Genomic DNA, 12,554 nt, shown 5'->3' with positions numbered 1-12,554 from the left:
CTAGTTCCCCGCCTCGACACAACGCCGTAAGTCGTCGTCGTAAGGGGGGAAGAGAACCCCATGCTCGGTGATGATCGCGGTAATCAGATGATGGGGGGTCATATCAAAAGCCGGATGTGCTGCCCGCACGCCTATCGGGGCAATGAGTTGCCCGGCCAGCTGCGTCACCTCATCAGGCGAACGCTCTTCAATCGGAATGAGATCCCCATGTGCCAGACTCAGATCAATGGTTGAAGAAGGAGCCGCCACATAGAAGGGAATTCCATGAGCATGAGCGAGCACAGCCAGGCTATAGGTGCCAATTTTGTTAGCGACATCACCATTGGCAACAATGCGATCAGCCCCAACGATAATACAGTCAACCTGGCCCTGGCGCATCATATAGCCAGCCATATTATCAGTAATCAGCGTCAGGGGAATCCCGGCCTGCTGCAATTCCCAGGCTGTCAAGCGTGCCCCCTGAAGGAAGGGACGGGTCTCGTCAACCCAGACATGGAGGGAGCGGCCCTGACGAAACGCGGTGCGGATCGGGGCCAGCGCCGTGCCATATCCTGCGGTAGCCAGGCCTCCCGCATTGCAGTGAGTGAGCACGTGGCCGCGTGCGGGAATCAACACGGCCCCGTGATCGCCAATCGCATGGCACATCGCGAGGTCTTCAGCGAGAATAGCATGGGCTTCGGCAAGCAGGCCATGCCTAGCGATTTCAACCCCACCAGCGCTAAGCAGATGGGCCTGACGCAGCATGCGCGCGGTGGCCCAGGCCAGATTAATCGCCGTTGGCCGCTGCGCATTCAGCACCTGGCGCGCCTGTTCAAGTTCTTGCAACAAGGCCTCGCCATCAGTCGCCTTGCTCTGCATCGCAACGAGCGCCAGACCATAGGCTGCGGTACACCCAATCGCAGGGGCACCACGCACCACCATCGCCTTGATCGCGTGACCTACTGCCGCAAGGTCAGTACAGCGTACCATTACCTGCTCGTGAGGCAGGCGCAACTGATCAATTAAACAGACCGCCCCCGGCTCCCACCAAACTGTGCGTAGTTCATTGTTCATAACGTACAAAAAGCCACCCGCATGGCGAGAGGCTCTTCAATCACTCCTCTCATCTCCCGGTACATCCATGTGTACCGCTGGAATTGGCACCGTACTGGAGTGGGTCAGATCCCTCTCCAGGGGTTGCCGGGCGTCATTGGGCCAGTCCCTCAGCCCCTCTTGATGAGCACTATCTACTTTGCAATCCTAAGTATCTTGATGTGCAAAGATCGGTGGTGATTATACCATGCAACAGATGGGCCTGCAACTACGGGGCTGAGACCCTCAATCCTGCCGAGATCAGCGTCAGGCCTGGATCTGCTGGCGTATGGTGCCGAGCGCCGCTTCGAGGTGTTCACTCTGTGGGCTGCCACCCTGCGCAAGGCGGGCGTTGCCACCACCACGTCCGGCGAGTTGGGGCAGGCCGTGCGCCAGCAACTGGTTGGCCTCGTAGCCACTCTCGGGGGCACAGGCCACAACAAGGTTGGCCCGTGTGCCACTGCTCCCCAACAGGGCAATGCCCCCCGGTCGCGCGGCAATTGCCTCCGCAAGGGTCCGCAAGCGTTCGATAGACCAATCAGCAAAACAGGCCTGAACGACCCGCTTGGCTCCCACCAGCTCACCCGCGGCATAGAGACGCTCGGCTTCATCGTCAAGGAGACGTTCTTCCGCCGTGGCGAGTTGGCGTTGCAGCGCTTGCTGAGTGGTCAACAGACGCTTGGTCGCAATAGGCAGTTCATCAAGGCCAACGCTCAACTGTTCAGCAGCTTCACTGGCGACCTGGTTCAGGCGCCGTAGTTCGTTCAGCGCACGCCCACCGCACGCAAAGCTCACCCTGACCCCACCGCGCTGCCGCGTCCAGCGGAGTACCGCAATCATGCCGACGGTGCCGGTATAGGCTGGGTGAGTACCACCACACGCCGAGTGATCAAAATCATCAATGCTTACAACCCGCACCGGGCCAGCAACCGTCGGCGTTTTGCGCAAAGCCAGGCCATTCAGTTCGTCACGAGCAAGGATGCGAACCGTTACCGGCAGGTTGCCCCAGACAATCTGATTCGCCAGGTCTTCGACAGCCTGAACCTGGTTGCGCTGCAAGGCTGGTATGTCCAGATCAATCGTCACGATCCGCTCGCCTAGGTGAAAGCCGACCGTTGCGGCCCCACAGAGCGCCTGAAAAGCAGCGCTCAGGATGTGTTGGCCACAGTGTTGCTGCATATGATCAAGGCGACGAGTTGGATCAATCGCACCGTGGATATGTGCGTCTACGTCAAGGCTCTGGTCATTGCCTGCTGCCCCAAGCGCGTGCCAGACAACATCGTCGTTCGCCTGCACATCAGTGACGGGCAAGCCGTTGATGGTGCCTTGATCGGCAGGTTGACCGCCGCCCTCAGGATAAAAGGCACTCTGATCAAGCGCGATCCAGCGCACACCATCACGGATCTGCGCGGCAACCACAGTGGCCTCAAAATTGAAGCGGCTTGAGTCATGAAGATAGAGGCGTGTGGTTGCCTGGATCATACGCTGATCGCCTCACAAAGGCGCTCGAGCGGCAAACCCTCAAGCAGTTCGGGCGCACCGCCAGCGAGGCTACTCCAGAGCAGGATCGCATCAGGCGTCAGTTGACATCGAATACTCAGTTCACACAAGAGGTTCGTGAGTGCGGCGACTTGCAAAGTCGTCTCGCTAGGCAGGCTCGCAGGCCAGTCGGGCGGTCGTTCTAGGCCAATGCCCAGACTGATGGTATTGAGATTCCACCAGAGCCCATCGGCCGAGCCGAAGCCAGCGTGCCAGGCGGCCTCGGTTTCGTCGATCAACTGGATGATCGTGCCGGCGAGGGTAACATAATAATGGGTCGCAAAGGGCGACCCAGGATCGGTCATCCGAGCCAGAACCTCCTCGGGGGAACCTGGCAGCGCATGCAGCACCACCAGTTCAACCTTGCGCCCATCACGGGGGCTACGTGCCCAGGATGGCAGGGTAGAGCGAATAATCGATTGGTCAAGCCGGTCGGGATGCAAGGCTCCACGTTCCAGTGTCTCGAGGGCGGCAACTGGTGCTTCAGCGTCAACCATGCCACCGAGGATCGTCATCGCTGGCTCCTCCGCAGCGGAAATCGATGCACCACCGAGTACCGAGGGTGCCGGGAAGAGTTGGCTCATCCGGCGCACCTCGCTCCAGCGGGGGACAAGGTTAAAGAGGGTGTCCAACGCATAGACCTGGATCGCATAGCTCCGCCCTTCCACCAGAATCTGGTACGAAGGCGAGAGTGGTGCCCCAAGCGCATCGCGACGAGCGCGTTGATGAAACGCCCAATCTGGCCGATACGTTTGCCCGACAACCCGATAGGTCGTGGCGAGCAACGCCTCACGCAAGCGGACATCACTGGCATTCGTTGTCCCAGCGAGATGGCTCAAGAGGCGCACATCTTCCCAGTTGGGCACCAGGTTATAGAGCGTATCAACCGCAAAGACCTGATAGGCATACTGGTTGCCATCAACCGTGATCGTCGCCCCGGGCGCAAGGGGCGGCCCCATGCGGCGCAGCAGCGCAAACTGATGAAACGCCCAGTCGGGCCGGAAGGGCGCATTGCCGACAGCAAAGGTCTCTTCGAGCAAACGTCGCCCAAGACCTGCGGGCGGAATACTCCCTCCAAGCAGATCCGAGAGCGTCCGCACATCACCCCAATTGGGCACCTCCGTATAGAGCGTCTCACGCGCAAAGGGTTGCATATCGTACTGCTGGCCGCCTTCCACCAGGGTACGACTTGGCCCAATAGGGGCCCCAAGTTGCTGCTCAACCGCAGATTGATGGAAACTCCAGGCCGGATTATACCCCTGGCTCCCTGCCCGCTGACGAAAAGTCTCTTCGAGCAACCGCTCAAGCAAGACCTCATCAGAAGGCTGAATAACAGGTGGATCAGGCGGCGGGGGCGGGGGAACCGCGGTATTATTCAGATAGGCCTCGACACTCGCCCAGACCCACTCTTTGGTCACGGCCCAGCCCGGGCAACTCTTCGCATTGGTGTAATCACGGTGAAAAGAGATCAATCGGCGTGGTGGAATACGCAGGCGACGCGACAACTCACCCATCACCGCCAGCGCATAGTTCCAGACGGCCCCAGTTGGGCGCACTGCATCAAAGCGACCAACCATTTCGAGGCCAATCGAATACCAGCCCTGGGCGACCGAGCCATTGCCAACACCGGCGTGAACGCCGACCTGCGACATCGGGGTAGCGAGCCAGATTCCATCGGGGCCAGCAAAAAGATGTGGGCCTGCCATCCAGCCCTTGCCGGCATAAAAGCGCTGGATACCGCGCATGGTCGTCAGGCCGCGCCACTGGGCTTCGGTAGGCGTATAGGTATGGTGCAGCACCAGACGACTCGGCGCCAGAGCGCCAAAGTCATACCCGGCCACATACTGCTTCCATTCCGCAAGCGACAGGCGTCGGTTAATAAAAGGCGGACGCCCCTCAGTCGGAAAATCACTCATCACGCTTCCTTAGGCAGATTTCACAGCGTTTCCCCAACTTCATCAATAAGATGTTGCGGAAAGCAGACCTGTGCCCGCATCCAACCGTGCGCATCATCGCGGATCAAGCGGAAGTCACCCCCCAGATCCTGGTGAACAAGCGTTTCGATGATGTGCAAACCCAATCCACTGCTATGGGGAGGGCGCGGGGGGGGTGGATGGCGCGGCCCATCATCGCGAATCTCGACCATCACCTGGCTTACGCCGAGCGTAGCTTCAACCTCGACACTGCCCCCCTCAGCGGCAAGCCCGTGCGAGAGAGCATTGCTAATCAATTCATTGATGACCAGCGCCAGTACCGTTGCATCCCGTGAACCAACACGCACCTCATCGCCCATAATGGCAAAGCGAACGGGGGCCTCACTATGCACCAGCGTTGACTGAGCGCTCTCGACGACCTGTCGAGCCACGGCGTTCACCGTGGTAACGCCCACATCCTCGCGTGAGAGCAGATTGTGAATGGCCGCAATCGACTGAATGCGCGCCGCACTCTCGCGCAGCGCCTTGGCACCCTGGCTGTGCGGCTCAACCCGTCGCAGTTGCATTGCCAGCAGCGCCGAAATAGTCTGGAGGTTATTACGCACCCGGTGGTGCATCTCTTGCAGCAGGGCCGACTTGATCGCGAGCGCCCGCTGGCTTTCTTCATAGAGGCGGGCATTTTCAATCGCAATAGCGGCCTCATCAGCAAAGGTGCTGAGCAAGCGTACCTGCTCATAATCAAAGAGGTGCGGCTCACGTTTATAGAGGCAAATCCCGCCAATCGTGCGTTCACGGGCGCGCAACGGCATGCAAAAGAGCGAATGAAACTGCTCACGCCGCGCAACAGCAGCCAGTTCAGGGAAGCGCGCATCTTGATAGGCATTCATCACAGCCAGCGGGCGGCTATCCCGCACCGTCTGGATGATGAAATCCCGCACGCCGTCACCCTCGCCGCCGTACGTCGCCATCAATTGCAGGTGCCCGTCGTCGCCCATCTGAAAGATCGAAGCCCGGTCAGCTTGGGCGAGTTCGACCGCCTTCTCGGTAATCAGCGAGAGCACATCACGCAACCCGATCTGCTCGGCAATGCTCTTCGAGACCTGCTGCAATGTCGTCAACTCACGCAATTTCTGGTGGAGGCGTTCGTCGGTCTGCTGATAGAGCTGGGCATTGGCAATAAAGAAGGCAAGCTCGCCCGCCACCACTTCGACAAACGAGATCTCTTCCTGCGTAAAGTCACGCGGACCGATCGTCTGCCCGGTAATCACCCCTTGCAGCTTATCGGCACTGAACTGATAGCGCTCGGCACTAAAGAGCACAATCGGAACCGCCAGCATCGAGCGAAAGGTCTCTTCGCCAAGCTGCGGTTCAACATTGAAACGAGGATCCTGCCAGACGTCGCGCACCGCCACAGGATGCCCCAACTGGGCAGCCCAACCCGTCACTCCTTGCCCCAGGTGCGACACAACCTGCCCGATCGCGGCACGATTGAGCCCACGGGTCGCCCGCAAGACCAGTTCGTCACGATGCTTGTCGTACAGGTAGACAGAACATGCCTCAACCCCAACAACCTGGGCAACGGTTTCAACCACAGTCTGGAGGGAGGTATCGAGATCCAGCGTCGAGTTTGCCGCCGAAATAATGCGATGAAGACCATCGAGCTCCGAGGCGCGCGCCAGCAGACGTGCTTCCCATTCGCGGGTACGTTGCTCTTCCTGGGCGGCCCCATACGCCAGCAATAATTCACTGACCACCAACCCCTGCGAGAGCTTGAGGCGTTCGGCGAGCGCCAGCCCGAGTTCGGTCAAAACCTCAGCCACGCCTCCTTGCGCATACCAGACAGCCCCGATATGACGCAAACCGCCGATCCGCGCCTCGGCCATCGCCTCGGTCTCCAGATCGGCAAGCAATTCGGCAATGCGCGGCCAGGTTTCACACAACGCCGCCACGAGGTCTGGCGGCTGTGATGTCTCGACCTCGTACATCGGCATGGGCAAAAATCCTCCGGTTGATAGAGCAGTATCACTGTATTATACGAAGAATAGAAGATGGGTGCAACTTCGAAAAGAATGAACAACAAGAGACAGGAAACGGTCATGTTCCCCAATATCTTTGGCCCGTCGTTTATCGGACCTCGGTTTGAGCTCTGGTCGCCTGAGCATCTCTTGCCACTGCTGACAATTGCCCTGGGATGTGTCGTCCTGGCGTGGGTGACACCACGCCTTGATGCGCAGGGATGCACCCTGCTCAAGCGTGGCTTGATTGTCTACAGCCTTGCCAACTGGTTCGCCTGGGATCTCTGGCAACTGAGCAACGGACTCTGGAATATACAGTATTCGCTGCCGTTACACCTCTGCACACTAGCGGTTCCACTGTCGGCCTTGATGCTGGCGACAGGCAACGTGCGGCTATTCGAACTGATCTATTTCTGGGGCTTTGCCGGTTCGGTTCAGGCCCTGCTCACCCCGGATCTCCAGAGCAATGGGTTCAATTTTCCTCATTTTGTCTACTGGATCTTCTGGACCTCACACGCGGTTCCGCTTTTCGCGGCCCTGTTTGCGATCAGAGCGTGGCACTATCGCCCCACCTGGGGGTCGCTTGGGCGGGTCTTTCTGCTTACCAATGCCATCTTGCTTGTTGTTGGCCTGGTCAACTGGCTCACTGGGGGCAACTATATGTTTATCGCCCGCAAGCCGGCCTTCCCAAGTCTGCTCGATCTCATGGGGCCGTGGCCCTGGTATCTCATTCCACTGCAGTTTGTCGGCCTACTCGCGTTTGTGCTGGTCTATCTACCCTATGCCCTGCGCGACTGGCTGAGAAATAGCTGAGAAATAGCGTCAGGTGGGAACATTCCTGCCCAAGACAACGTTCTCACTATGGCAGGGCTACACAGCACCAGAATAGTGGCCCCGCACACAGATTATCCTTGAGTAGAAGTGAGGAGAGCAATGAAGTTGCGTATGACGATTCTTTCGGCGCTGCTGATGGGCATGCTTGTCTTGGCTGCCTGTGGCACCGCACCGAGCACCGGCTCAACCACCGAGCCGACACCTGCGACGACCGAGCAGGAGACACCGGTCACCGAAGAAGCCACGACGCCAGAGGCGAGTGATGCCCTGGCCGGAACGAGTTGGGTGCTGACGCAGCTCAACGGTGCAGCGCCGCTGAGCGAGGGTACGCCAATCTCGGCCGAGTTTGATACCGAGGGAAGCGTCGCGGGTTCCGCTGGTTGCAACCGCTACTTTGCCGGTTACACCATTGCCGATGGCACGCTCAGCATTACCCAGGCCGGCAGCACCATGATGGCGTGTGAGGATGCAATCATGGCGCAGGAACAGGCGTTCCTGGATCAATTCAGCCGCGCTACGAGCTATGTGATCGATGGCGCGACCCTGACGATCACCATTGATGACGGAACCACCCTCGTTTTTGAGCGTGCGGAGGAAGAAGTGACCACGAGCAATGACCTGACCGGAACGAATTGGGTACTCACCGCCATCAACGGCGCAGCGCCGCTGAGCGAGAGTGCGCCAATTTCGGCCGAGTTTGATACCGAGGGCCGCATCACGGGTTCGGCTGGTTGCAACCGCTACTTTGCCGACTACACCGTTGCCGATGGCACGCTCAGCATTTCGCAGGCCGGTAGCACGCGGATGGCATGTGAAGAGGCGATCATGGCGCAAGAGCAGGCCTTCCTCGATCAACTCAGCCGGGCTACGAGCTATGTGATCGACGGCGCGACCCTGACGATCACCATTGATGATGGCGCTACGCTCGTCTTTGAGCAGACAAGCAATGCCCTGGCCGGCACGAGCTGGCTGCTGACTGAGCTCAACGGCGCAGCGCCGCTGAGCGAGGCTACGCCCATCTCCGCCGAGTTTGACGACGAAGGCCGCGTCGCGGGTTCGGCTGGCTGCAACCGCTACTTTGCGGGCTACACCGTTGCCGAAGGTACACTCAGCATTACCCAGGCCGGCAGCACCATGATGGCGTGCGAGGATGCGATCCTGGCCCAGGAAATGGCCTTCCTCGATCAGCTAAGCCGAGCCACGAGCTATGTGATCGACGGCACGACCCTGACAATCACTGTTGATGACGGGGCCACCCTCGTCTTTGTCCGTGCGTAGGATCAGGCCTAGCCTTTCAACCTAGCTTTTTGCGCTGAAAAGAGCCAGCCATGCTGGCTCTTTTCAGCGCACCAACTCACCCTTCCCAGAAGGGCTTCACCCACCCCCGCCGCGCAAGATCCTGGCGCAAGGCGAGCATCGCAGTGTAGGTAGGCAAGATCGCCAGCGTTGCCCCCGCTGGCAAACGCGCCAGGGCTTCATCAAGTGCTGGATGCACCTCGGGAACAATCCGCATCATCGCGGGATCAACGCCAGCATATTTCAGCCGTACCGCCATATCTTCGGCTCGCGTACCACTGACCACCACCGAAGCAACCTGGCCCGCCAGGGCTTCAAATTCGGCATCCCAGAGCCACGAAACATCGGTTCCATCGGCAAAACGGTCGTTGATCGCGATCAAGAGGTGCAGTCCTTGTGATGCGTGCGCCGGAACCGTCGCCGTCTGGACAATCATCCGCACTGTTTCGGTTGCGCCAACCGGATTCTTGATCAAGGCAATGAGCATCGGCGCACCACCCTGGCCGGCCGTTACCCGCTCGATCCGCCCAAAGGCGGCACTGAAGCGTTCGAGCGCATAACGTGACGTCGCGGGCGGCACACCGAGGGCAAGCGCAGCCGCAAACGCAGCCAGGGCATTGGTCGCGTTATAGAGCCCGGGAAGTGGCAAGTTGAGTTCGAGCCCGCCCCCAGGATAACGTAGATAGAGCCGACTCGCCTCGATGCCGCTCAGGTCAAGCCGAGCCAGTTGCACCTGGGGTGTGGGGCGCTGGTAGCCACAGCGTGGACACTGGTAGTGGCCGATATGGGCATAAAAGGCCAGGCTGTAGCGATAACGCTCGCCACACTGCTGACAAAACTGCGAATCGGCAATATGGGCCCCCGCGCCAACAGCATGCTGTGCATCTTCAAGCCCGTAGTAAAAGACATGACATCTCAGATCTTGTCCAAGATAGGCAACGGCGGGATCATCCGCATTCAAGACGATCCGTGTCTCAGGCGAGAGCGTTCGGAGGGCTTGTTTCCAGGCCTGGGCTAGGGTGTCAACTTCGCCATAGCGATCAAGCTGATCGCGAAAAAGGTTATTGATCAGCACAAGACGAGGGGCTGTCTCGGCAAGCGCCTGCGGAAGCGCCGCCTCATCGGTCTCAAAGAGACCAATGGTCGCCTGTGGACGCCCCCGCCAATCGGTGCCGGCCAGCGCTGTTGTCGTCAACCCTGTGATCAGATTCGCCCCCGCACGATTGTGCAGGACCCGCTCACCATTGGCGCACAAGATTTCAGCCAGCATCCGGCTGGTTGTTGTTTTGCCATTGGTACCCGAAAGGAGGATCACCCCACCTGGCAGCGTAGCACTCAGATCGCGTAACACCGAAGGCGCAACCAGACGGGCAACCCTTCCGGGCAGCGTCGTACCCCCACCGATGCGCAACATGCGCGACAGCGTACCTGTCGTTTTACCCAACCCGACAGCAAATGCGTTCGACAATTTCTCCATGGCCTAATAATACACGATCCAGGGCTGATCCGTCATCTATCTCAAGGTGCGAGGCTAGGGCGATTGCATCATACGAAAGCGGATACAACAGGGCACCCGCAAGGGGTGCCCGTACCGGGGCGGGGCACCCACAAGGGGTGCCCCGCCCCGGGGCGGCGCCCGCATCCGGTGTAGGGGCACCCCTTGCGGGTGCCCTTGCGGGTGCCCTTGCGGGTGCCTTGGCGGGATGCCTACACGGAAGATGCAATCGCCCAAGATGCGAGGCCGGTTCAGCCCGCGACGCCGGGCTTTGCCCCTGCAGCCGTGGGCTTATGGTCTTCCAGTACACAATCCGGTAGACGCGACACGGTCGAGACCTCACAGATCTGTGAGGTCTGGACGAGCGGATTCAGGCGAAGCCTGGGAGCGAGGGCGTCTCGCCCTCGAAGGCATGCCGAGGGCGGGACGCCCTCGCTCCCAGGACACATGTGAACAGATACAGCTTCACCCCTGTTGCGCAGATCATGCTATAATCAAGCAGGTTTCAAAGCATCGTCTGTAAAGGTTTGTATGCCATTTGGCGCACATATGTCGATCGCAGGCGGGGTCTCCAAAGCCTTTGCTCGTGGTGAGCAGGTTGGCTGTGAGGCCATGCAGATCTTTAGCAAAAACGAGCGCCAGTGGGCTGCGCGGCCACTGCCCGAGGCCGAAATTGCCGCATTCAAGGCAGAACAGGCGCGCAGTGGCATTGGCCCGGTGATTGTTCACGATTCGTACCTGATCAACCTGGCCGCCCCTGCGGATGAACTCTGGGAAAAATCAATGCGTGCCTTTGCCGATGAGCTCGAGCGTTGCGCACTGCTAGATATTCCTTACCTCGTAACCCATCCCGGGGCGCATACGGGTAGTGGCGAAGAGGCTGGTCTCGAGCGCGAAGCAGTGGCCCTCAATCGTCTCTTTGACGAGGGAGTTGGCGGCACAACAACCGTGCTGCTCGAAACAACCGCCGGTCAGGGCACAGCGCTTGGCCATCGTTTTGAACACCTGGCGCGGCTCTTTGAACTGGTTCCCCACCATGATCGCATGGCTGTTTGTGTCGACACCTGCCATATCTTTGCCGCCGGCTATGATATCCGTACCCCTACGACCTACGCTGCCACCTTCGCCGAGTTTGATCGGCTCGTGGGGGTTGACCGGATCAAGTGCTTTCATGTGAATGATTCGCAAAAAGATCTCGCGAGTCGCGTTGACCGCCATGCCCATATCGGGCAAGGCTTCCTTGGCCTTGAGGCCTTTCGTCTGCTGGTCAATGATCCACGTTTTCGTTCCATTCCAAAGATTATCGAGACGCCTAAAGGTGATGCGATGCTCGAAGATATCGAAAATCTGACCCTACTGCGGTCACTTGTTGCGTTGTAAACGAAAAAAGACGATCTTAATCGGGGGCTTGTAGCTCCCACCCCTCCATCAGGAGTGGTACTTGAGGTCATTGTTCCACAGGAGATCATGATGCTACGCAGGCTTTTCTGGTTGAGTACTCTGGCTGGGGCTGGATATCTGGCCTGGCGCTGGTTACGCCAGCAAAACAAACCGGTCAGCCCGGCACCGTATGCGCCACCTGCTCGTCCTGCTGCTGCACCAGCAACGAGCGGGCCATCATCAGCAAATCCAGCCGCCAGCAGCGGTCCGCGCCGCATCCCCACGCGGGTTCACCGTGGTGCACCACCAAGCGCACCGTTACCCGGAGCACAAGCACCTGCCCCAGTGAGCGCTGAAGCGGTCGCTGACACCGTCGCCGACACCGCCGAAACGGTCGCTGACACCGTCGCCGACACCGCCGAAACGGTCGCTGACGCCGTCGCCGACACCGCCGAAACGGTCGCTGACGCCGTCGCCGACACCGCCGAAACGGTCGCCGACACCGTCACCGACGCCGCCGAAGCGGTCGCCGACACCGCCGATGATATGGCCGACGCCGTCGCCGACACCGCCGATGATATGGCCGACGCCGTCGCCGAGACGGTTGCTGATGAACAAGAGGAAGACGGGGAAGACGGGGAAGACGGGGAAGACGAAGCCAAAAAAGGAACGCGGGAGCTTGTCAACCTGAACACGGCTGACGAAAAAGCCCTTGCAGCCTTGCCCGGGATCAGCCCATCACTAGCCAAGCGCATCGTTACCTATCGCCAGGAACGTGGCCCCTTCAACACAGTCGAAGACCTCAACGGAATTGCAGGTGTCGGCCCACGGAACTTTGACAAATTCCGCCATTTGCTTACCGTATAATAATTTGATACCAGTGGGGGCTTCGACAAGCTCAGCCTCCGTCCATTCGCAACGCCCATCGTCCGCCGTTGGCTGAGCTTGTCGAAGCCAATACCTAGACGAGAAAACTTCGCTCCCAGACGA

General features: G+C 59.5%; 9 protein-coding genes and 1 riboswitch. Of the genes, 4 read left to right on the top strand and 5 right to left on the bottom strand.

The window, feature by feature from the left end:
• The 4 genes from mtnA to A9Q02_RS22410 form a co-directional block, all read right to left on the bottom strand.
• Nucleotides 1-1,053 carry an S-methyl-5-thioribose-1-phosphate isomerase gene (gene mtnA, locus A9Q02_RS22425; RefSeq protein ID WP_097655311.1) on the bottom strand — a complete coding sequence of 351 codons (1,053 nt, stop codon included), beginning with the start codon at nucleotides 1,051-1,053 and terminating at the stop codon, nucleotides 1-3.
• A 46-nt stretch (nucleotides 1,054-1,099) separates the two neighbouring features.
• Nucleotides 1,100-1,222, bottom strand: a riboswitch (SAM riboswitch).
• A gap of 116 nt (nucleotides 1,223-1,338) precedes the next feature.
• A complete protein-coding gene (locus tag A9Q02_RS22420; protein ID WP_097655310.1) occupies nucleotides 1,339-2,553 on the bottom strand; it encodes an alanyl-tRNA editing protein in 1,215 nt (404 codons plus the stop codon).
• Nucleotides 2,550-4,526 (bottom strand): peptidoglycan recognition protein family protein, encoded by a 1,977-nt coding sequence (locus A9Q02_RS22415; RefSeq protein ID WP_097655309.1) that lies wholly within the window; start codon nucleotides 4,524-4,526, stop codon nucleotides 2,550-2,552. Before A9Q02_RS22415 ends, A9Q02_RS22420 begins: the two co-directional genes overlap by 4 nt.
• 20 nt (nucleotides 4,527-4,546) lie before the next feature.
• On the bottom strand, nucleotides 4,547-6,529 hold the full coding sequence (locus tag A9Q02_RS22410) for a GAF domain-containing protein (protein WP_172451285.1): 1,983 nt from the start codon (nucleotides 6,527-6,529) through the stop codon (nucleotides 4,547-4,549).
• 111 nt (nucleotides 6,530-6,640) lie between these two features.
• Here A9Q02_RS22410 and A9Q02_RS22405 point away from each other — a divergent pair, with 111 nt between their 5' ends.
• Both A9Q02_RS22405 and A9Q02_RS22400 read left to right on the top strand, forming a co-directional pair.
• Nucleotides 6,641-7,372 carry a YwaF family protein gene (locus A9Q02_RS22405; RefSeq protein WP_172451279.1) on the top strand — a complete coding sequence of 244 codons (732 nt, stop codon included), beginning with the start codon at nucleotides 6,641-6,643 and terminating at the stop codon, nucleotides 7,370-7,372.
• Between the two features lie 120 nt (nucleotides 7,373-7,492).
• On the top strand, nucleotides 7,493-8,671 hold the full coding sequence (locus tag A9Q02_RS22400) for an META domain-containing protein (protein WP_097655306.1): 1,179 nt from the start codon (nucleotides 7,493-7,495) through the stop codon (nucleotides 8,669-8,671).
• A gap of 76 nt (nucleotides 8,672-8,747) precedes the next feature.
• Here the strand turns inward: A9Q02_RS22400 and A9Q02_RS22395 are convergent, their stop codons facing one another.
• The gene (locus A9Q02_RS22395) at nucleotides 8,748-10,166 is read right to left on the bottom strand and encodes a Mur ligase family protein (RefSeq protein WP_097655305.1); all 1,419 of its coding nucleotides are present in this window, start codon (nucleotides 10,164-10,166) and stop codon (nucleotides 8,748-8,750) included.
• 549 nt (nucleotides 10,167-10,715) lie between these two features.
• On the opposite strand from A9Q02_RS22395, the gene A9Q02_RS22390 reads away from it, so the two are divergent.
• Together A9Q02_RS22390 and A9Q02_RS24540 are read left to right on the top strand one after the other, a co-directional pair.
• Complete coding sequence (locus A9Q02_RS22390; RefSeq protein ID WP_097655304.1) at nucleotides 10,716-11,564, top strand: deoxyribonuclease IV; 849 nt, start codon at nucleotides 10,716-10,718, stop codon at nucleotides 11,562-11,564.
• An 87-nt stretch (nucleotides 11,565-11,651) separates the two neighbouring features.
• Nucleotides 11,652-12,431 (top strand): ComEA family DNA-binding protein, encoded by a 780-nt coding sequence (locus A9Q02_RS24540; RefSeq protein WP_172451277.1) that lies wholly within the window; start codon nucleotides 11,652-11,654, stop codon nucleotides 12,429-12,431.
• Nucleotides 12,432-12,554: the final 123 nt, after the last annotated feature.

The organism is Candidatus Chloroploca asiatica, from assembly GCF_002532075.1.
GTDB lineage: Bacteria > Chloroflexota > Chloroflexia > Chloroflexales > Chloroflexaceae > Chloroploca > Chloroploca asiatica.
Note: the sequence above shows the minus strand (reverse complement) of the source record. Positions and strands in the feature narration are given on the sequence as shown.